Source organism: Vibrio sp. R15-SG3-ISO1B (assembly GCF_059833835.1).
Map to the genome: position 1 here is coordinate 18,583 of NZ_JCBDGG010000034.1, position 21,070 is coordinate 39,652.

The 21,070-nt window shown below is 51.1% G+C and carries 15 protein-coding genes; 4 read left to right on the forward strand and 11 right to left on the reverse strand.

Going from position 1 to position 21,070, the window contains the following annotated elements; translation table 11 throughout:
* Positions 1 to 71 precede the first annotated feature (71 nt).
* Positions 72 to 518, reverse strand: coding sequence for an RNA polymerase-binding protein DksA (dksA, locus tag AC6R0S_RS10140; protein WP_500630129.1), 447 nt, complete (start codon positions 516 to 518; stop codon positions 72 to 74).
* Positions 519 to 658: 140 nt separating this feature from the next.
* On the reverse strand, positions 659 to 1,381 hold the full coding sequence (gene sfsA, locus AC6R0S_RS10145) for a DNA/RNA nuclease SfsA (protein ID WP_500637844.1): 723 nt from the start codon (positions 1,379 to 1,381) through the stop codon (positions 659 to 661).
* Between the two features lie 54 nt (positions 1,382 to 1,435).
* On the opposite strand from sfsA, the gene hrpB reads away from it, so the two are divergent.
* Positions 1,436 to 3,919, forward strand: a complete 2,484-nt coding sequence (hrpB, locus tag AC6R0S_RS10150) for an ATP-dependent helicase HrpB (RefSeq protein WP_500637845.1) — start codon at positions 1,436 to 1,438, stop codon at positions 3,917 to 3,919.
* 26 nt (positions 3,920 to 3,945) lie between these two features.
* On the opposite strand, the gene AC6R0S_RS10155 is transcribed toward hrpB, so the two are convergent.
* The 9 genes from AC6R0S_RS10155 to AC6R0S_RS10195 all read right to left on the reverse strand — a co-directional run bounded on the left by AC6R0S_RS10155 (position 3,946) and on the right by AC6R0S_RS10195 (position 13,114).
* On the reverse strand, positions 3,946 to 4,752 hold the full coding sequence (locus AC6R0S_RS10155; RefSeq protein WP_500632750.1) for a helix-turn-helix domain-containing protein: 807 nt from the start codon (positions 4,750 to 4,752) through the stop codon (positions 3,946 to 3,948).
* A 223-nt stretch (positions 4,753 to 4,975) separates the two neighbouring features.
* Positions 4,976 to 5,800, reverse strand: coding sequence for a rhamnulose-1-phosphate aldolase (rhaD, locus tag AC6R0S_RS10160; RefSeq protein ID WP_500637846.1), 825 nt, complete (start codon positions 5,798 to 5,800; stop codon positions 4,976 to 4,978).
* 26 nt (positions 5,801 to 5,826) lie between these two features.
* Entirely contained in the window at positions 5,827 to 6,153 is a 327-nt protein-coding gene (gene rhaM, locus AC6R0S_RS10165) for an L-rhamnose mutarotase (protein ID WP_500637847.1), read from the reverse strand.
* Between the two features lie 8 nt (positions 6,154 to 6,161).
* Positions 6,162 to 7,433, reverse strand: coding sequence for an L-rhamnose isomerase (locus AC6R0S_RS10170; protein WP_500637848.1), 1,272 nt, complete (start codon positions 7,431 to 7,433; stop codon positions 6,162 to 6,164).
* A 10-nt stretch (positions 7,434 to 7,443) separates the two neighbouring features.
* Positions 7,444 to 8,865, reverse strand: coding sequence for a rhamnulokinase (gene rhaB, locus AC6R0S_RS10175; RefSeq protein ID WP_500637849.1), 1,422 nt, complete (start codon positions 8,863 to 8,865; stop codon positions 7,444 to 7,446).
* A 216-nt stretch (positions 8,866 to 9,081) separates the two neighbouring features.
* Complete coding sequence (gene bglB, locus AC6R0S_RS10180) at positions 9,082 to 10,224, reverse strand: beta-galactosidase BglB (protein ID WP_500632746.1); 1,143 nt, start codon at positions 10,222 to 10,224, stop codon at positions 9,082 to 9,084.
* Between the two features lie 18 nt (positions 10,225 to 10,242).
* Positions 10,243 to 11,550 carry a TRAP transporter large permease gene (locus AC6R0S_RS10185; RefSeq protein ID WP_500632745.1) on the reverse strand — a complete coding sequence of 436 codons (1,308 nt, stop codon included), beginning with the start codon at positions 11,548 to 11,550 and terminating at the stop codon, positions 10,243 to 10,245.
* Complete coding sequence (locus AC6R0S_RS10190) at positions 11,547 to 12,071, reverse strand: TRAP transporter small permease (RefSeq protein WP_500632744.1); 525 nt, start codon at positions 12,069 to 12,071, stop codon at positions 11,547 to 11,549. The genes AC6R0S_RS10185 and AC6R0S_RS10190 overlap by 4 nt, the downstream gene beginning before the upstream one ends.
* A 50-nt stretch (positions 12,072 to 12,121) precedes the next feature.
* Positions 12,122 to 13,114: a TRAP transporter substrate-binding protein gene (locus AC6R0S_RS10195; RefSeq protein WP_500637850.1), complete on the reverse strand. Its 993-nt coding sequence runs from the start codon at positions 13,112 to 13,114 to the stop codon at positions 12,122 to 12,124.
* Positions 13,115 to 13,420: 306 nt separating this feature from the next.
* Here AC6R0S_RS10195 and mrcB point away from each other — a divergent pair, with 306 nt between their 5' ends.
* The 3 genes from mrcB to acnB all read left to right on the forward strand — a co-directional run bounded on the left by mrcB (position 13,421) and on the right by acnB (position 21,069).
* A complete protein-coding gene (mrcB, locus tag AC6R0S_RS10200; protein ID WP_500637851.1) occupies positions 13,421 to 15,787 on the forward strand; it encodes a penicillin-binding protein 1B in 2,367 nt (788 codons plus the stop codon).
* A 126-nt stretch (positions 15,788 to 15,913) separates the two neighbouring features.
* On the forward strand, positions 15,914 to 18,175 hold the full coding sequence (locus AC6R0S_RS10205; protein ID WP_500630127.1) for a patatin-like phospholipase family protein: 2,262 nt from the start codon (positions 15,914 to 15,916) through the stop codon (positions 18,173 to 18,175).
* Positions 18,176 to 18,480: 305 nt separating this feature from the next.
* Positions 18,481 to 21,069 carry a bifunctional aconitate hydratase 2/2-methylisocitrate dehydratase gene (acnB, locus tag AC6R0S_RS10210; RefSeq protein WP_500629318.1) on the forward strand — a complete coding sequence of 863 codons (2,589 nt, stop codon included), beginning with the start codon at positions 18,481 to 18,483 and terminating at the stop codon, positions 21,067 to 21,069.
* Position 21,070 lies beyond the last annotated feature (1 nt).

The following is a 21,070-nucleotide window of genomic DNA, read 5'->3' on the forward strand; positions in this document are numbered from 1 at the left end:
AAACCAAAAAGGGAGCCAATGCTCCCTTAATGTATACCCTAAGTGACTAGGATACAGCGGGTGATGCAGGATTAACCTTGCATCTGCTTCTCTTTGATCTCTGCAAGCGTTTTACAGTCGATACAAAGGTCAGCGGTAGGACGAGCTTCTAGACGACGGATGCCAATCTCGACGCCACAAGATTCGCAAAAGCCAAAATCATCTTCTTCGATCTTGTTTAGCGTTTTCTCAATCTTTTTGATCAAGCGACGCTCACGGTCACGGTTGCGAAGTTCTAGACTAAATTCTTCTTCTTGTGAGGCGCGGTCAACGGGATCAGGGAAATTCGCGGCTTCGTCCTGCATGTGGTGCACAGTGCGATCAACTTCTTCCCTGAGCTGGTTACGCCAAGCTGTCAAAATTTTTGTAAAATGAGCCATTTGCTCAGGTGACATGTACTCTTCACCTGCTTTTTCTTGGTATGGCTCAACCCCTGCAATGGCTAGGATGCCTAGCGCTTTTTTCTTTGATTCTGGCATGCAGCATCTCCTACTAACACCTAGTCAACTGCGCTCTGCAGTTAATTTTAAGGCGGGTATCTATAGCAAAAAGAATCAACCGAGGCAAATACTAGAGATGAAACTTACAATCAATGTGAAGGCGACATCATTTTTTGCCCCTAGCACCGAAAATTGAGCGGCTCTACTAGTGCTATCTCATCCTCGTTGAGCGTGGCCTTGTAGCACAAGACTTCCACCCCGTTTTCTATTGCTGTTTTGAGTAATTGTGAATAATCGGCGTCTATATGGTGGGCAGGAGAGACTTTTTCAATACCTGAATGTAAAACGGTGAATAAAAGTACCGCTCTGCTTCCACTTTGTGCCATCTCGGTCAGTTCTCTTAGGTGCTTTTGACCACGTGTTGTCACGGCGTCAGGAAAGTAACCTTGTCCCTTTTGCTGATTCTGCGTTTCATCCAACAGGGTGACACTTTTCACTTCTATATAGCAGTTTGGTTTGGATTGTGCAGAGAGCAAGATATCAATCCGACTATTTTCACTGCCATACTTCTGCTCAGTTTGAAGTCGCTCATAGCCTTGCAGCTCTTTGATGGTGCCATTTTCAATCGCTTCGACAGCCAATGCGTTGGCGCGCGCGGTGTTAATACAGATGCGATGCTGCTGCGCGGTTTGAGTTAGCTCCCAACTGTTGGGGTACTTGCGTTTTGGGTTGTCTGAGGTCGAATACCACACCGGATTACCTGGTGTGGCGCAACCTGTCATTGCTCCTGTGTTGGCGCAGTGAATGGTCCGCTCACTGCCATCGGGCAGGGTGACGTCGGCGAGAAAGCGTTTATAGCGCTGGATGAGTGTGGCGCGTTGCAAAGAGGGGGAAAACTTCATAACTAAGACTTAACAGAGTGAGAGAGTTAGGATCAGTACTGTTTTTATGTACAATTGAGCTCTCAATTAGAGCATAAGGTTTCTCCATTGTCACAACTGCCGATTCAAGACGTGATGCCCGAGCTTCTCGCAGGCGTCGCGCATCACGCTCAACTGATCCTCAAAGCGGCGCCGGGTGCCGGTAAATCGACCTACTTTCCACTGCAGCTGCTCAACGCAGGCATTGTGCAGGGAAAAATCATCATGCTTGAGCCTAGGCGCTTAGCGGTGAGAAATATCGCGCACTATTTGGCGAAGCAATGTGGGGAGCGGGTTGGACAAACCGTCGGCTATCGGATGCGCGGTGAGAGTAAAGTCAGCCAAGCGACACAGCTTGAAATCGTCACCGAGGGCATCTTAACGCGCATGATCCAGTCCGATCCTGAGCTGAGCGGCGTTGATATGATCATCTTTGATGAGTTTCACGAACGCAGCTTGCACGCCGACACCGCGTTGACGTTCTGCCTCGAGATTCAGCAAGCGCTGCGCGATGACTTAAAGCTGGTGGTGATGTCGGCGACGCTCGACCAGCGAGCGCTGCAAACCATCATGCCTGACGCGGCGTATGTGGAATCGCACGGGCGCAGCTACCCGATTGAGTATTGCTACCAGCCCCTTAAGCCGAATCAAGGGCTAGAAGAGGCGATGGCGAAGCAGATCCGCCACCTGATGGCGACCGAGTCTGGTTCGTTGCTGGCGTTTCTCCCTGGCGTTGCCGCTATCCGGCGCGTGGCGCAGCGTCTTGAAGATTTGGGCGAGGGTATCCTCGTCTGCCCTTTATATGGCCAGCTCAGTTTTAACGAGCAGCAAGCGGCGATCGCACCGGCACCGCAACGCAAGGTGGTACTGGCGACCAACATTGCTGAAACCTCACTGACCATTGAAGGCATTCGTCTAGTCGTCGACAGCGGCGTCGAGCGCATTGCCAAGTGTGATAGCCGCACAGGCATTACCAAATTGGAGCAAATCCGGATTGCCAAATCCTCCGCCGAGCAGCGCGCGGGTCGCGCAGGGCGTATTGAGCCCGGACTGTGCGTGCGCCTGTACAGTGAAAGTCAACTGAGTCAGCAGCCGGATGTGCCCGCGCCAGAGATGCAGCATGCCGATCTCTCCGGTCTTGCGATGGAGCTGGCGCAGTGGGGAACACAAGACAGCGATGAGCTGACCTGGGTGACCCCGCCACCCAAAGTCGCGTTGGCGCAGGCGCGTCAATTGCTACGATCACTCGGCCTACTCAACGATCAGGCATTATTAACCGCGCAAGGTCAGCGCGCCTGTACGCTAGGACTGGAGCCGAGACTGGCGGCGATGTTACTCCACAGTGACGAGCAGCGTTGGCAGCAAAGCGCCGTATGGGTAGCGGCGTTACTGGAAGAGCCGGAGCGTCACACGCTCGATTTTCGCACCAGCGTTTGGCGTTTACGCCAAGGCCAACACGGCAAGCAAAAAGTGGTCAGTGCGCGCGCGGCGGCGCTAGCGAAGATGCTCGCCATCACAGCGCCATTGGCGGCGTTAGATGATGCCCTTGTCCCGGTCGCCCTGGCCTGTGCCTATCCTGACCGCATTGCGCAGCAACGCAGCAGCGGCGCCGGTACCTTCTTGCTCGCCAATGGTCATGGCGCAGAGCTTGATGACAGCGAACCGCTCGCCGATGCGCCGTATTTGGTGGTGATTGACTTACTACGCAGCCAATCGGACGCGTCACGTATTCACCTTGCGCAAGCCTGTGATGTCTCGGTGCTTGAGCAGCATTGTCCGTCGTTATTTACTGATCATGACTGGGTTGATTGGAATGAGAAAAAAGGCCGCTTAGTCGCCGAGAAACAGAAGAAGCTCGGCGCGCTCGTGGTGTCTCGAACCGCAATGGCAACGCCAGATAAAGAAAAAATGACACAAGCTTTACTGAGCTATGTACGTCGTAAAGGCTTGTCTGTATTAGAGTGGTCTGATCGCGCGCGTGACACGTTAGAGCGTATTCGCTGCGCTGCGCAGTGGCTGCCAGAGCACGATTGGCCAGATTGCTCTGACGATGGCTTATTGGCGGCTCTAGAGCACTGGCTAGAGCCGTATATGAATCAGGTCACGTCGGTCAAGCAGTTGGCATCGATATCGATAGAGCAAGCGCTGCTGGCCTATTTGGGCTGGCCGTTAAATCAGCAGTTGGACGAGTGGCTGCCTACGCACTACACGCTGCCAACGGGCACACGAGTGCGGATTCGTTATCAAGATGGACAAGAGCCCGTGCTGTCGGTTCGAATTCAAGAAGTGTATGGCGAGCAGACGTCGCCACGCATTGCCGACGGTCGCAAAACCTTAGTATTGGAGCTGCTCTCTCCGGCGCGCAGACCGTTGCAGATCACCCGAGATCTCGCAGGGTTCTGGGCAGGCAGCTACGTGGAAGTACAAAAAGAGATGAAGGGGCGCTACCCCAAACACGTTTGGCCGGATGATCCTGCCAATCATGTGGCAACGACAAAGACCAAGCGGCACTTTAACTGACAGGGCTACTTAACGGTCAGGGCGCGTTAACGGAACTGGGATGGCGTCTGATGGGTAAAGCGCTTGAATTTAGTGCTGAAATAGTTGCTGTCTTTGTAGCCGACTTGAAAGGCAATGTCGGTGATCGACAGGTCAGAGTAATGGAGCAGATCAATGGCTTTATTGACTCGAACACGGTGGACGTAGTTGTTGAACGTGAGGTTAGTGACTTGCTTGATCTTGCGGCTCAGAGTGCGTGACGAGATGTTAAACCGCTCGGAAATGTCGTTGACGCATATCTCTTCACTGTAGTTATTCTGTAACCAGTCGATCACTTGCAAAATGGTGTTGTCGTCGGCGTTGTTATTTTGGGAAGTTAACCGTCCGCGTGACAGCTCAACGATCAACTGCTGAAACAGCGCTTCAGCCATAATGCGAGAATCGACCGAGTTCTGCATCGCTTCTTTTTCGAGTTGCGCCATCAGTTGCTCGGTGCGTTTCAACGTGGCGGTGGAAATCAGCCAACTTTTCTCTTCGGACTCTTCCCTCGGTAGTAGATTTTTCAGCAATGGTGAGTAGGCCAGTCGACTCTTTTTAAACAAGATATTAGTTAGATGGAGGTCATCTACCTGTTCGTACAAGTGACGGTCATTGGGTGAAATAAAGCAAATATGATTCTTTGCGAGATTAGTCGGGATGTCATTAAGAATGTGTTGTCCCGTGCCTTTGGTGACAATGATCAACTCGTGAAAATCATGCGAATGTTCTGGGTAGTTGGGTTGAGGAGCACGGACTTCGGCACACACGGCGGAGTCTGAAGTATGAAAAAAGTCGTCACCGTTTAATTGAAACATTGTTTTACTCCTCTTTGGTTTTTTTTTTTTTTTGTACTCCTTTCATGTTGGAGCAGCAACTCTGGGATAGACAGAATGTGATCTTTAGTGCGCCATGGAAGTCAGAGTGTGATCCTTTTCACTTCTCCATTTTTTGCTCTAATTTCGGAGAAAAAACACAGAAAAGCCGAGAAGTGGAGTACTTCTCAGCCATTTACATCTGTGGCAGCGACGCCGTACTGGCTTAGAGGTTAAAAGTCTCTTTCAGCGCTAGCATATCTTCAGGGCTGACGCCTTGTGGGATAAATCCACTGGCTAAGCACATCAAATAGAGTTTGGCGCCTTTGTTGGCGACATCGACAAAATCGAACGCGGTCAGTGCGTCTTTGCCGGTGGCGACAGCGCCATGTTTTTCCCAAATAGCGACGTCGTGCATCAGCAGCTTATCGCGGGTTCCTTGGGCCATGGTTTGGCTACCCGGCATGCAGTAAGGCACTATGCCAATCCCTCTAGGTACGAAAGCGCGCACTTCTGGCAGCATTTGCCAACAAGCTATGGTGTACGCATCATCGTTTTGCGCAAAATCTGGATGATGGGAAAGTGCGATCAGCTCAATCGGATGCGTGTGAACCACGCATCGGCTATCTCGCCCAGCCTGCTGTTGCGAGATGATGATCTCCACATGAGAGATAAATTCGCTGGTGGGGGCGAAATCTGGATTATTTCGTCCACCCCAAAGCAGATGGTATCCCTGTGCGCTGTCGTCAATGCGCAAAATGCAGCCCGCTGCTTCTGGGTCACGTAACTCACGAATCCGCTCTCCCGTTCCTTTGACAAAAAAGAGATGACCCGCCGCAGCGCTTGGAAAGGCATCACCGCCAATCATAGAGAGCTTCTTATGCGGAAAAGCACTGAGGTCGGGTGGGAGATCGCCAAAAATATCAGTAATGTCGACAGAGATATTACCGCCATTACGCTCTGCCCACTCTCGTTGCCACAGATACTGCGCGACTTCGCTTACTTTGGCGATTTCGTCTTGGACTGCTTGGTTTATGGTCACCGTTTGCATTTGAATTCCTTAATTGATAGTCGTGGTTACGCGAGATAGAAGACCGATTGCAGTGGCACTGAACGAGGTGAATTATCCTCGTTGGTATCCATGACGTCGGCCATGTATCGCCACCACTTTTGGCAGATGTCAGTGTCTGCGATGGCTTGCCATGTCTCTTCACTTCGTACATTGAGGCAGGCAAACAATTGCTCAGTCTCAGGGTGAAGAAAAATGGAATAGTGCTCGGCGCCGTGTGCTTTTAGCGCACGTTCCAGTTCAGGCCACAGTTCATCATGGCGACGCTGGTACTCTCGGGCTTGGCCGGGTTTAAGCTGCATGACCGTGGCGATTCTGATTGCATTGGGCGTCATGGGCTCTCTCACTCTGCATCACGGCGCAGCAGTACGGTTTCCTCGTACTCTTTGATATCGCGTAGCCAATCCAAACCGACAGGAACCTGGTTCATCAAACAGTAGTAATCCCAGACCGCTGCCCATGGCGCGTTGCGGGTCTCTTCTAACAGAGCCAGTCGTGTGGTGTAGTCACCGCTGTTTTCCGCTAGGCGCAGTTGCGTTTCGGGTTCGAGCATCGCTTTGAGCAGCGCTTTGCGCGTATTGCGTGTGCCAATCACCCAAGCGGCAACGCGGTTGATGGACGCATCAAAGAAATCGAGTCCCACATTGACGCGATCAAAGAGCTTGTTGCGAACAATTTCGTTGGCGATGGCTTGGGTTTCATCATCCAAGAGTACGACGTGGTCGCTGTCCCAGCGAATAGGGCGGGTGACATGAAGCAAGAACTCTTTCACATAGAGTGAGCAAGCCGAAATCTTGTCACTGATTACTTCTGTCGGGTGGAAGTGTCCCGCGTCGAGACACAGCAAAATGTCGCGTGTGGCGGCATAGCCCATATAGAACTCGTTGCTGCCTACAGTGTAGGCTTCAGCGCCAATGCCAAATAGCTTGCTTTCGACGGCGTCTTTGTGAAAAGCGCTATCAATCGGCTCGGCGATGATTTCATCCAATGAGGCCATTAAGCGCTGTCTAGGGGCTAAGCGATCGATGGGCACATCTTTCATGCCATCCGGGACCCAAATGTTCATCACTGACGGAGTGCCAAGCTCTTTACCAAAGTACTCAGAGATCTTTCGGCTCGCCTTGCAGTGATCAATCCAGAATTGACGAATCTCAGCGTCGGGGTGAGAGAGGGTAAAGCCATCCTCACTGAGTGGGTGTGAGAAGCATGAAGGGTTAAAGTCCAGCCCTAACTCATTCCGTTTGGCCCATTCAACCCAATTCTTAAAATGCTCAGGTTTGATCTGGTCGCGCGGAACGGGTTGGTCCGATTCTAAGTAGATGGCGTGCAAGTTGAGTCGCTTAGCACCCGGGATCAAACTGAATGCTTTATCGAGATCTTGACGCAATTCTGCGGGTGTACGCGCTCTACCCGGGTAGTTCCCTGTTGCTTGGATACCACCACTGAGTGCTTGCTCTGGGTTTTCAAACCCACGCACGTCGTCCCCTTGCCAGCAATGGATGGAGATGGGAATCTCATTGACTGCTTTTATGACGTTGTCGGTATCAATGCCCATATCGGCAAATTGTTGTTTCGCCAGTTGGTAGGCTGAATGAATCTGTTGTTGAGTTGGCATCAAAGTATCCTCATTGAGTCAAGGCGTCGAAGCGCGCTTGCTGCGCGTCGAGTTGTGAAATCGGTGTCGGTGAAAATTGGGTGAGTTCGAAAGAGTGCGCGATGATCTCGCGCCCATGCTCAATCGAGTGCACCGCGCCAGTGGCAATCAATTGACCCATCATATTGCCCAGTGCCGAAGCTTCAGTCGGATTAGCCAAGACGGGCACTTGACAGGTATTAGCGCACAACTGGTTGAGAAAATGATTGTTGGCTCCGCCGCCCACCACGTGAATGGCGGTCAGAGGTTTGGGCGCTAGATGGTTAAGTTGAGCAAACACTTGTGCATAGCGCAGTGCCAGACTGTCGAAAATGCAGCGCGCAATCTGTGCCAATGTTTGTGGGGTTCCTTGCCCTGTTCGTTGGCAAAAATCGACGATCGCGTGCTCCATGTTGTCAGGGTTGAGGAAGCAGGCGGCGTCCGGGTCAATCAAAAACTCGAATGCGGGGCTTTGCTGAGCCACCTCCACTAACTGAGCGAAGTGATATTCGCTGTGCAGTTTTTGGATGGATTGAATCAGCCACAGTCCCATGATGTTTTTCAAGGTGCGATAGGTGCCACCCGCACCGCCTTCATTGGTCACGTTGGACAGTAGGGCTTCGTCATTCAATGTGGGATGAGCGGACTCGTATCCCATGAGCGACCAGGTTCCTGAACATAAATAGGCGCACGTGTCGGATTGGAGTGGCGTACCTAATACCGCTGACGCCGTGTCATGGCTGGCAATGGACGCGACTGGAACAGTTTTGTACTCACCAATGATCTGGTTAGGCGCTTTCGGCTCCAGAAACCAATCACTTGGAATACCAATGCGATCAAGCAAAGCTTGGCTCCACTGTTTGGTGCGACAGTCAAGCAGTTGGGTGGTGGACGCGTTGGTGTACTCGCAATGCTTGACGCCAGTCAGGCGATAGTTGAGGTAGTCAGGAATCAGCAATAGGGTCGCCACATCGCTGAGTGATTCTTTGGGCAGTACGCACAATTGGTAAAGCGTATTAAAGGGCAAAAATTGGATGCCCGTGGTTTGGTAAAGGGCTTTTCGGTCGAGTGTGTCGGCCAGCAGTTGCTCCATGACACCTTGAGTGCGCGTGTCTCGATAGGAGACCGCAGGGCTGTGCCTTTGACCTTGTTTATCCAGCAGTACAAAGTCGACACCCCAAGTGTCAATACCGATGCTCGCAGGGTGAATCCCACTTTCGAGCACGACGTCGATACCGATACACACTTGTTTAAACAGGGCATCAATATCCCAGCAGTCTTGACCTTGGATTGAAACCAATTGGTTGGTAAATCGATGTTGCTCATCAAGGGAGAGGCGCTGACCATCAAACGTTCCTAGCATGACTCTGCCGCTAGAGGCGCCAATATCAATCGCAATTACGTGTTGCTGCATTATGGATGTCCGTTGTTCTTAATGTGAGAAATTATCGGTAAATCTCTTCTTGAGAGACTTAAAAAAAATGCAGGGGTTGGCGATAAGGTGTCAGGTTTTTCAATATCGATTTGCGTTAGATCACAAAAGCTCACACCTCCGTTTTTTGTGCACAACAGGTGAAAAAAGCCCTGCATGAGCAGGGCAAACATCGCGTTTCGAGGACACGGTAGGTGTTTATAAATAGGTACGTAAATACTCAGAGAGACAAAGGATCGCCATAGCCTGACCATAAGGCATGGAGGTCAATGGGATGTTGCGGTAGTAATCGAGGTCATCGCCCATGGCGGTGCCAAAAGAGACATTGATCAGTTCACCGGATTCGCTGATGTAGTCCTTGATGAGGACATCGACGGCTTTGTTCGCCATTGGGGCGTAGTCGGCAGAAATGTATCGCTTGCGTACGGCTTTTAATATGCCATACGCAAAACCCGCCGTGGCTGACGCTTCCACATAAGAGTGATCGTCATCGAGCAGGGTGCACCACAAGCCACTCTCTTGTTGAGTGCGAGCGAGCATCGCCACCTGACGTTCAAGAATGTGCACCAAGTGACGACGATAAGCGTCATGCTCTGGCAAGTCGAGCAACTCAAGGAAATCAGGGATCACTATCGTGACCCAGCTGTTGCCGCGTGCCCAACGTGCATTGGCAAAGTTATGGTTGCCATCAAAGGTCCAGCCATGGAACCAAGCGCCGGTCTCGCGATCCATAAGGTATTGAATGTGGGTCAGGAACTGATATTTCGCTTCTTCCACATACTCTGGGCGGTCAAGCAGTAGGCCAATCTTGGTGAGCGGCATGACGCTCATCATGAGTGTGTCATCCCACATCTGCTCATTGTTTTCACTGTTGTAAACAATGTGCTGAATGCCACCGCTTTGCGTTTTGGGCATCTGGTACATCACATACTCTGCCCAAGCTTCCAGATACGGGATCAAGGATTGATCTTGCGTCTCTTCATAGCGATAGGCCAAGGTCAAAAATGGGCACACAGTATTGACGTTTTTCGTGGCTTGCTCTTCGGCAAATCGGTCTTCAAACCACTCATCAATAATGTTGAGCACGGTTTGATCATTGGTTTGTTGGTAATACTTGTACATGCCATACAGACCAATACCGTGCGTCCACTCCCAGCCGGCCCAGCCTTTGGTATCTATGGTGCGACCGTCATCAAGATGAAGTAAAAACTCGCCGGTTTCATCTTGAATGTTGATTAAGTTGTTGATCAAAGATTGAATCTTATCGACCACCACTTTTTTCGGGTGTTCACGTTCGATACGGCGAAGGAGTGGGCTTTGTTTTACAGGAAACACTTTCATTTTCATTCCTTAATTCGATTACATAACACCAAGCAGTCTTGGTAAGAATAGAGTGAGTTCAGGGACATAGGTAATCAGCATCAGCATCGCGATAATGGCGATGTAGAACGGGATCAGCGGCTTGATCACCTCTTCGACTTTAACTTGGCCGACGCTTGCCCCGACATACAGGCCACTGCCTACCGGAGGCGTGATGGTACCGATGGCAAGGTTGAAAACCATCAAGATGCCAAAGTGGACGGGGTCAACGCCAATCTTTTGCACAATCGGCAGTAAGATAGGAGTGAATATCAGGATCGCAGGTCCGATATCCATAAAGGCGCCGACAATCAAAATAAACAGGGTGATGACCAGCATGATAATCGCCGGATTATCTGAGATGCCAAGGATCAACTTACTCAGCGCACCAGGGATTCCGGTCATCGACATCGCAAAAGACATCGCTGAAGACGTGGCGAGCAAGAACATGATCACGCCCGTCATGACGAAGGTCTGGATCAAAATCTTCGGCAGATCTTTAAGGGTTAAGGTTCGGTACATCACTAAGGTTAAAAACGCGGTGTACACAACAGCGATCGCTGAGGCTTCGATGGCGGTGAAGATCCCTTGAACGATCCCGCCAACAATGATGACCACCAGCAGCAAGCTTGGGATCGCTTCTCGTGTCACGATCCACGCCGTGCCTTTTTGTAGGGTAAAGAAGTTTGTGTAGTTGTTTCTCTTCGCCACCACATAGGTGATGAGAATACACCCCAGCCCCCAAAGACTGCCCGCAATCAGACCGCCCGCAAACAGCGCTGCAATTGATGTACCGCCACTGGCCAACGCATAAAGAATAAACGCCGTGGTAGGAGGGATGAGCATCCCTGTCGGCGCTGACGCGATATTGACCGCAGAGGCAAAATTACGGTTGTAGCCCTCTTTGGCGCTCATTGGAATCATCACACCACCAATTGAGGTGGAAGCCGCAATGGCTGATCCAGACACGGCACCAAACATCATATTGCCCGCGATGTTGGTGTAGGACAAAGAGCCGGGGATGCGCCCCGTAAACAGCTTGGCAAAGTTGACTAATCGGGTCGCGATGCCGCCGTTATTCATGATAACGCCCGAAAGAATGAAGAAGGGAACGGCCAACAGCGCAAAGCTATCTAGGCTAGAAAACATCTTCTGTGCGGTGGTGAACATCGCAATATCGAACGGAAGAACGAGCATCACGGTCGCGCAGGAGGCAATCACGATGCACAAACCAATCGGCGTACCTAAAACTAGCAGCAAGACAAAAACGCCGATCAATAGGCTCGCTGCGGTGATGGGATCGGTCATGCGGTTTTCCTTGTTGCGCGATCGTTGATAGGCTTCTCTTTGCAAGGAAGAGCGCGAATTTCTTTATGAATATCAAGGATATTGAGCAGGCTGTAAATGATGATCAGCACGCCAGAGAGCGGTAGAGCATAGTAGACCTTACCCATCGACAGTTGCAGCACTGGCGAGATCTGCATCATGGCGTTGCTAGAGACTTTCCAACCGCCGATGATCATGATGTAGACCGAAAAGGCAATGAACACCATTTGGATGACGATGTTCCAGTAACCCGCAATTCGGGCAGGGTAGCGATCAAGAAACAGCGTTAGGCTAATGTGCTCTCGTTTTCCGGCCACATAGGCAAGCCCAATCACCGAGAGCCAAACCAAAGAGAAGCGCAGCATTTCTTCAGAGAAGGTGCTGGGCGTATTAAATAGGTAGCGACTGATCACTTGCCAGCAAGCGACAAAGACCATCACGGTCATCAGTGAGCAACCAAACCATTCGATGGCTTTATCGAGCCACTTTCTTAGCGTATTCATATCAACCTCGTAGGGCAGGAGATAGAAGACTGGCTTCTATCTCCTCGGTTTTAGTTTTGTTCTACTTGTTCGATTTTCTGATAGAGCGAGTAAAGCTCTGGTTTTTTCTTGAGGTTTTCATAGATGGGCTGCACTGCTTGTTTAAAGGGGGCTTGGTCTATTTCGAAGAACTCGACGCCAAAATCTTTGCGCGCAGATTCGGTCGTTTTCGCCATCTCTTCTTGCCATAACTCTTGCTGAAGTGTGATGGATTCATCAATCGCTTCTTGTAGGGCCGCAAGTTGATCTGGGGTCAGCTTTTGTTTGGTGATGTTACTCATGACCACCACGTCAGGGATTCGAGTGTGCATGTCGTAGCTGTAGAATTTGGCCACTTCGCCATGACGGGCGATGGTTAGGGCAAACTCGTTGTTTTCTGCGCCATCAAGAATGCCTTGCTGCAATGAGGTGTACACTTCAGCTTGGCTCATGGCGATAGGTGCGGCTCCGAGGAGCTTCATTGTCTCGATGGACGTTTCACTCTGCATCACGCGGATCTTTTTACCTTTGAGGTCGTCGAGCGTTTTCACCGGTGCTTTGCTCATGTAGAAGCTGCGCGCTCCTGAGTCATACCAACCGACACCGGAGAAGCCTTGCGCTTCTGTTGAACGATAGACCGTGCTCATGACATCCTCGTCTTCCATCACGCGGTAAAAGCCCTTTTTGCTGTCAAAAAGGTAAGGCAATGAAAAAACGCCGTAGAGAGGGGAGAAGCTTTCGAGAAGGCCAGATGAGACTTTAGTGATATCAATGGCACCGACTTGAGCCATTTCAACCAGTTCACGTTCGCCGCCGAGCTGGCTGTCTGGGAAGTATTGAATCGTGACTTCGCCGTTGGTTTTTTCAGCCACAGCATCACCAATGTACTGTAAGGCGGCTTTCACGGGTTGGCTGTTTTCAGCGTAGGCAAGCTTGAGCACGGTGTTTGCGTAAGCGCCTTGCGCAGCCAGCATCAGTGCGGATGCTAAAACGGCTTTGTTGAAGGGGGTGTAGAGTCGGGACATAGTATCCTCCATACATAATGGCTTTTGATTATGTTATTGGTTGGTTGGGTTTATCGTTATTGATTTACGCAGTGTATAGTTGCAGGGCGGCGCGATGTTCACCTTTAAAAATGAGCCAGCTTTATCTGGCCATCGTCAATTTTGCGAGATCGATAGCGCAGCGAGTCACATTTTTACTTTTTGTCTCCCCACGGAGAATGCGCTTGAACGCTGGGCTTTTTTACGCCGAACTGACTTACTGCTGTTTAGGCATACAGCAAAGCGCGATATAGTAAGCGCCAATGCTCAGCAATCCGAATTTAGCTCATGACCAGCAATAAGAAGCCGCGTTCGAAAGGGACAGCCACGAAAAAACGTACGCCAGCGCGAACCGCCTCGAAAAAGCCCTCTTCGCCTAATAAAACACCATTAAAAGCCAGTGTGTTACGAACCCTATGGGGCCTTACATGGAAGCTCGCCTTGGCTGGGTTTGCCTTACTACTGGTGGTGGGCATCTATCTTGATAGCTTGGTTAAACAGAAATTTGAAGGTCAGCTGTTCTCTTTGCCTACGGTGGTGTATGCGCGTATTTTGCATCTCGCGCCGGGTGACAACATTTCGATTCAAGAAGTCCGTAATGAGCTGGATGTGCTCAATTATCGCAAAGTGCGTCACCCTCAATACCCGGGTGAGTATTCCTCTTCTTCGAGCAAGATTGAGCTGATTCGTCGGCCTTTTGAGTTCTCTGATGGCCCAGAGCCTGACCGCCACGTCATGCTGCATTTTGATGCGTCAAGCCTGCAAAGGATCCAATCGTTAGAAAAGCCGGGGGAGTTAGGCTACTTGCGCATTGAGCCGAAAATGCTGGGTATGCTTGAAAAAAATCAAGATGAACAACGACTGTTTATCAAGCGGGTCGATTTTCCGGAAGTGATGATCGACGCGCTGCTCGCAACAGAAGACCGGCACTTTTATCAGCATGATGGAGTGTCACCATTGGCGATCGCGCGTGCTTTGGTGGCCAACGTGAAAGCGGGGCGGACCGTGCAAGGCGGCAGCACTCTGACGCAGCAGTTAGCCAAAAACCTCTTTTTATCGAGCGATCGCACCTTATGGCGCAAAATGAGAGAGGCTTACATCGCCCTGATTCTCGATTATCGCTACAGCAAAGACCGCATTTTGGAAGCGTACCTCAATGAAGTCTACTTAGGTCAAAGCCGCGGTGAAGCGATTCATGGCTTTGGTTTGGCGTCGCGTTTTTATTTCGGCCAACCGATTCAAGAGCTGAGAATTGATCAACTGGCGTTGTTGGTCGGCATGGTGAAAGGCCCTTCGTATTACAACCCACAACGCTACCCTGAGCGGGCGAAAGAGCGTCGAGATCTGGTGCTGCGCTTAATGATGCAACAAGGCACGTTGACGGCGAGCGAGTTTGATGCTGCTGCCAGCCGCCCACTGGATTTACAAGCAACGCCACAAATTGCCAGTCGTCAGCCCGCTTATTTTCAGCAAGTGAGTATTGAGCTCAAAGAGAAACTTGGAGAGCGTTTCCAAGGCGACAGCGGCCTGCGCGTATTTACCTCACTTGACCCTGTCTCGCAGCATCAATTGGAACGCGCCGTGGCCTCTAAGGTAACGCAACTGGCAACCGTGGCGGGCGATGAATTAGAGGGCGCAGCGGTGGCGGTGGATCGACACACCGGCGAAATTCGCGCGATGGTCGGTGGCAAACGCACCGGCTTTGATGGCTTTAACCGAGCCTTGAACGCGAAGCGGCAAATTGGCTCATTGGCAAAACCTGCGGTCTATTTGGCGGCGCTCAATCAGCCGGAAAAATACACCTTAGCCACCACGCTGCATGACAAGCCGATTACGCTCAAGGGCAGTCAAGGTAACGTCTGGTCGCCGCGCAATTACGACCGAGAATATCGCGGTGATGTGCCGCTCTATCTGGCGCTGGCCAAATCGCTCAATGTGCCGACGGTGGAGCTAGGTATGCAAGTGGGCATAGAGAAGGTCATCAACACCTTTGAGCAGCTTGGCGTGCCACGTGAAGAGATTCGCCCGGTGCCTTCGATGTTCTTAGGCTCATTCAGTCTCACCCCGTTTCAGGTGGCGCAAATGTACCAAACCTTAACCAACTCGGGCCGATACGCGAAGCTCTCTGCGCTGCGTTCGGTGTTAAACATTGAAGGGCAGGTGCTGTATGAGTCCCTGCCTAGCGCGTCACAGCGCGTCGATCAACAAGCGGCCTGGCTGACCACTTATGCAATGAAAATCGGCGTTACCGAAGGCACTGGCCGCTATCTCAATAGTCAGTTTTCTCAAGCGGCGCTGGCGGGAAAAACCGGTACCAGTAATGATACGCGTGACAGTTGGTTTGTCGGTGTTGATGGGCGAGAGGTGACCACGATTTGGCTTGGCCGAGACGACAATACACCGACCAAACTGACGGGGTCGAGCGGCGCATTACGTGTCTATGCCGATTACTTATCACAGCGTATTCCGCAGCCATTGAGTCTGCCATGGCCCCAAGGCATCACGACACTAGGTTTTGCTGGGCGAGAGTCGGGCAGCTTGGCGCTGGATTGTCGTAACGACTTTAGGTTGCCCGTATGGGATAACACAGGTCAGCTCAAACAACAGTGTGATAAAGCGTCGGCATCCTGGATCAATCGACTCTTTGACTGGTAAGGTCAGATGGGTTTGTGTATATAATCCGAAATCATTGGTTTTGAAAGGAATTCAAACGTGAAAAAAACGCTTCGCTCCTTGCGCGGTTTTAGCTATCTATGCGCTTTTTTAGGCGGGTGGCCACTCATGGCGACAGCACAGTCAGGACCATCGCTGCTTGATACCGATGTGCCAGCTATTGAGCGCCCTAAAATTGCTGTGGTGCTGGCGGGCGGCGGCGCCAAAGGTGCGGCGCACATTGGGGTGTTGAAAGCGCTTGAAGAGCTGAAAATTCCAGTCGACTACATTACCGGCACCAGTATGGGCGCCTATGTAGGCGGCCTGTATGCTACAGGGATGAGCGCGGATGAAATCGAGAGTTTTCTTTACAGCGTCAATTGGAACTCTGGCTTTGTTGATAAAGTGCCGCGCAGTGAGCGTCGTGTGCGAGATAAAGAGTACGAAGACCGCTACCAACTGACGACCGATTTTGGCCTCGGGATTGGTGAGCTCAGAGCCGCCAAAGGCGTCGTGCAAGGGCAGAGTATGCTGCGTATCTTGCGCGAAACCACAGGCAATCTTCCTCCTTTTACCAGCTTTGATGAACTGGCGATCCCCTATCGTTCGGTGGCGACCGACATCATTCAATTAGAACCTGTCATCTTAAGCAGTGGCTATTTGACCGATGCCATGATGGCGAGCATGTCTGTCCCTGGTGCGCTGCCACCGTATGAAGTGGATGGCAAAATGTTGGTCGATGGCGGGGTGACCAACAATATGCCGGTCGAACTCGCTCGAGCACTCGGCGCGGACATCATTATCGCGGTGGACATCAGTTCGGATTATCGCGCCGAAGAGGAATTTACCAACTTATTTACCGTCGCTTCGCAGTTGTCTAATTATCTTGTAAAGCGCAGTACCCGAGAGCAGACGAGCTTTCTTGCTGAGGGCGATGTCCTTCTGAAACCTGAGGTGGGTCGCTATGGCACCACCGATTTCTCCATCATGCCTGAAGCGTATGTCAAAGGTTATGAGGTCGCCCATGCAGCAAAGGAGCAATTGCAGGCGTTGTCGGTGTCTTCCGCTGAGTACCAACACTATGTGGAGAAAAAACAGCAAGCACGAGCCAAACTCACTTATGTCGATGAGGTGGTGATTGACCGATTGGAGGTGAGCAATAACAGCCCATTCTCCGATGAGGTAATAGCGCAGCGATTGAATCTTGAAAGCGGCGAGCAGTATTCGACTGAAACCTTGGAGCAGAGCATACGCGATCTCTATGTGTTGGATCGGTTTGAGTTGGTGACCTACCAGTTTGATCAGCAAGATGATGACAACGTGCTGCGCGTGAACATCAAAGAGAAATCTTGGGGGCCGAATTTTGTCGACTTTCGTTTTTTCCTTGAAGATGACTTTCAGACCAAAAGCCAGTACTCGATTGGTGTCTCCACCAACTTCACCGGCTTGACGGAGCAAGGAGCCGAGCTAAGAACCAATGTCGAACTGGGCACAGACAAGCTGTTGGAGTTTGATCTCTATTCACCGATCCTCTCCTCTCAAACACTGTTTGGTAACGCGATTGTCAGTTACAAGGAACAGACGCGCAACCTGCCGTTTGATGCCGATGGAGAGTTCGAATTCATTACCGATCCTACCTTAGAGACAACCGAGAATTACCTGCCGGTGAACTATGCCCAGTGGATTGGGGAGCTGGCGATGGGTTATCAGAGCAACTTATGGAGCCAATTTAAGGTGGGCGGGCGCTATACCCACGGTGAAGTGGAAGCGTCGACCTTCTCCTTGTTTGGCACTGGCCGCTATGAGCGCCTGGGTCTGTTTGCCAACTACCGCATTGATACTTTGGACAACTTTGCCCTACCAAACAAGGGAGTTTACCTCGATCTAGGATTCCTAGTTTCTGATGATAGCTCGCAAGACAGTTTGTCGGACATCGATGATACCGTGTACGAAACCACCGTGCGTTGGATAGGTGCGCACAGCTTTGGCCGTCATACTTTAGTGGGAAACTTTGATGGCGCGCTAGTGGAGAGCAAAAAGTCCCAGTTGCTGGTGGATCCTAAACAGTTAGGCGGCTTTCTAAACCTCTCCGGCATCCCGAAAAACAGTCTGGTTGGGCAAAACAAACTCTATGGTAATGCTACTTATCGCTACCGTTGGTTTGATAACGATTTTGGCCTCTTCAGCTCGCCCTTCTACGTCGGCGCGTCATTGGAATATGGCGGTGTGTGGTCAGATCCGGATACAGAAATCAGCCAAGCGCCGATGTATCAAGCAGCCTCGGTTTTTGCGGGGATTGACTCGCCAGTTGGACCGGTGATGTTTGGTTATGGCCGTACTGAACAAAACTACGACTCGTTTTATCTCATCATCGGCAGTTCGTTTAAATAGTGGGATCGAGTCGATATAAATTGTTGTACGGTTTATAGGGTGAATGTGCTTATACTGCATGAAAAAGCATAGAACTTTAGTCTCAAGTTGCTATGTTGGTCAAAATGATGAGATTTTAATTTAACGTTAAATTTGCTATTCTACCGCCCACAGTTTGGCCTCTCTGGCATGATTATTCGATGTTTGGTATCGCACCAATTGAATGACAATATGGCATGGAGCGCCAAGTTTCCAAGGATGTTCACTCCCTTCTTTTCTGAATAAATAGCAATAAAGGGGAGGAACCGCAATGAGAGGAAAAAGTCGTGCTTGAAGCCTATCGTAAACACGTCGAAGAGCGTGCTGCTGAAGGAGTTGTACCTAAACCATTGGATGCCGAGCAAGTTGCCAGCCTAGTGGAACTTCTGAAAAATCCCCCTCAAGGTGAAGAAGCGTTTATTCTTGACCTTCTGGAAAACCGAATCCCACCGGGTGTTGATGAAGCGGCTTACGTCAAAGCTGGTTTCCTAACGGCTGTGGCGAAAGGCGAGGTCTCTTCTCCGCTGGTTAGCCGCGAAAAAGCCGCGCAGCTCCTTGGTACTATGCAAGGTGGCTACAACATCGCGCCGCTGGTTGAGTTCCTTGATGATGAGACTCTAGCCCCCATCGCGGTCAAAGCCTTGTCTCATACACTACTGATGTTTGATGCGTTCTACGACGTGGAAGAAAAAGCCAAAGCCGGCAACAGCTTTGCACAGCAAGTGATGCAATCATGGGCGGATGCAGAGTGGTTTACTGCCAAGAAGAAAGTCGCAGAAAAGATCACGGTTAAAGTGTTTAAAGTGACCGGTGAGACGAACACCGATGACTTATCCCCAGCTCCAGATGCTTGGTCGCGCCCTGATATTCCTGTTCACGCGAAAGCGATGCTGAAAATGGAGCGTGAAGGCATCAACCCAGATCAACCTGGTAGTGTTGGCCCTATCACGCAACTCGAAGAGTTGAAAAAAGACGGCATCCCACTCGCTTACGTGGGTGATGTTGTGGGCACCGGTTCTTCGCGTAAATCCGCGACCAACTCAGTGCTGTGGTTTATGGGCGAAGATATCCCATACGTACCTAATAAACGCACCGGCGGTATCTGCTTGGGTGGCAAAATTGCCCCTATCTTCTACAACACCATGGAAGATTCAGGCGCGCTACCGATTGAATTGAACGTACAACAGATGAATATGGGCGATGTGATCGACATCTTCCCGTACGAAGGTGTGGTACGTAAAGATGGCGAAGAGATTTCTCGTTTCGAGCTGAGCAAAGTGCTGCTTGATGAAGTGCGAGCGGGTGGCCGTATTCCTCTTATTATCGGTCGTGGCTTAACCAGTCGCGCGCGCGCATCGCTCGGTCTTGAAGAGACCGATCTCTTTGCAAAACCCGTTGACCCATCATCGTCAACTAAGGGCTTTACTCTGGCTCAGAAAATGGTCGGTAAAGCGTGTGGCGTTGAAGGTGTCCGCGCAGGTCAATACTGTGAACCTAAGATGACCACGGTCGGCTCGCAAGATACGACGGGCCCAATGACGCGTGATGAGTTGAAAGACTTGGCGTGTCTTGGTTTCTCCGCAGACCTTGTTATGCAGTCATTCTGTCATACCTCTGCGTATCCAAAACCGGTGGATGTGAATACTCACCATACCTTGCCAGACTTCATTATGAACCGTGGCGGTGTCTCTTTGCGCCCTGGTGACGGTGTTATCCACTCTTGGTTAAACCGCATGTTGCTGCCAGATACCGTAGGTACAGGTGGTGACTCGCATACTCGTTTCCCTCTTGGCATTTCTTTCCCTGCCGGTTCTGGCTTGGTGGCGTTTGCCGCAGCGACGGGTGTGATGCCATTGGATATGCCTGAGTCTATCTTGGTGCGCTTCAAAGGCGAGATGCAGCCGGGTATCACCTTGCGTGATTTGGTGCATGCGATCCCTTACTATGCGATTCAACAAGGTCTATTGACGGTTGAAAAATCAGGTAAGATCAATGAGTTCTCAGGTCGCGTACTTGAGATTGAAGGGGTGGAGCACTTAACGGTTGAGCAAGCGTTTGAGCTCTCTGATGCCTCAGCAGAGCGCAGTGCAGCAGGCTGTACGGTCAAGCTCTCTCAAGCGTCAATTGAAGAGTACCTCAACTCAAACATCACCATGTTGAAGTGGATGATCTCCGAAGGTTACGGCGATCGCCGCACCATCGAGCGTCGCATTACAGCGATGCAAGAGTGGTTGGCTAACCCTGAACTAATGGAAGCCGACGCGGACGCGGAGTACGCGCACGTGATTGAGATTGATCTTGCCGAGATCAACGAACCTATCTTGTGTGCGCCAAACGATCCGGATGATGCGCGCCTACTTTCTCAAGTGCAAGGCACTGAGATTGACGAAGTCTTCATTGGCTCGTGCATGACCAACATTGGTCACTTCCGTGCAGCAGGTAAATTGCTTGAGCAATATGGTGGTACCTTGAATACACGTCTCTGGGTAGCGCCGCCAACCAAGATGGACCGCGATCAATTGACCGAAGAAGGCTATTACGGCATCTACGGCCGTGCGGGTGTGCGTATTGAAACCCCAGGGTGTTCACTCTGTATGGGTAACCAAGCGCGCGTAGCGGATAAAGCGACGGTCATGTCGACCTCAACGCGTAACTTCCCGAACCGTTTAGGTACCGGCGCGAATGTGTTCCTCTCTTCCGCTGAGCTCGCGGCAGTGGGCGCTATCATAGGCCGCATCCCTACTAAAGAAGAGTATCTTGAGTACGCGGCGAAGATCAATGCGACCGCGGCGGATACCTATCGCTACTTGAACTTCCACAAGATGGAACAGTACACCAAGAAAGCGGATACCGTGATCTTCCAAGAACCAGCGTAAT

Excerpts from the sequence above, each read along its gene's own strand:
- sfsA (WP_500637844.1), bottom strand. The coding sequence starts at position 1,381 with ATGAAGTTTTCCCCCTCTTTGCAACGCGCCACACTCATCCAGCGCTAT.
- rhaD (WP_500637846.1), bottom strand. The coding sequence starts at position 5,800 with ATGCAAACGGTGACCATAAACCAAGCAGTCCAAGACGAAATCGCCAAA.
- mrcB (WP_500637851.1), top strand. The coding sequence starts at position 13,421 with ATGACCAGCAATAAGAAGCCGCGTTCGAAAGGGACAGCCACGAAAAAA.
- rhaB (WP_500637849.1), bottom strand. The coding sequence starts at position 8,865 with ATGCAGCAACACGTAATTGCGATTGATATTGGCGCCTCTAGCGGCAGA.
- AC6R0S_RS10185 (WP_500632745.1), bottom strand. The coding sequence starts at position 11,550 with ATGACCGATCCCATCACCGCAGCGAGCCTATTGATCGGCGTTTTTGTC.
- AC6R0S_RS10205 (WP_500630127.1), top strand. The coding sequence starts at position 15,914 with ATGGCGACAGCACAGTCAGGACCATCGCTGCTTGATACCGATGTGCCA.
- bglB (WP_500632746.1), bottom strand. The coding sequence starts at position 10,224 with ATGAAAGTGTTTCCTGTAAAACAAAGCCCACTCCTTCGCCGTATCGAA.
- dksA (WP_500630129.1), bottom strand. The coding sequence starts at position 518 with ATGCCAGAATCAAAGAAAAAAGCGCTAGGCATCCTAGCCATTGCAGGG.
- rhaM (WP_500637847.1), bottom strand. The coding sequence starts at position 6,153 with ATGACGCCCAATGCAATCAGAATCGCCACGGTCATGCAGCTTAAACCC.
- AC6R0S_RS10170 (WP_500637848.1), bottom strand. The coding sequence starts at position 7,433 with ATGCCAACTCAACAACAGATTCATTCAGCCTACCAACTGGCGAAACAA.
- AC6R0S_RS10195 (WP_500637850.1), bottom strand. The coding sequence starts at position 13,114 with ATGTCCCGACTCTACACCCCCTTCAACAAAGCCGTTTTAGCATCCGCA.
- AC6R0S_RS10155 (WP_500632750.1), bottom strand. The coding sequence starts at position 4,752 with ATGTTTCAATTAAACGGTGACGACTTTTTTCATACTTCAGACTCCGCC.
- AC6R0S_RS10190 (WP_500632744.1), bottom strand. The coding sequence starts at position 12,071 with ATGAATACGCTAAGAAAGTGGCTCGATAAAGCCATCGAATGGTTTGGT.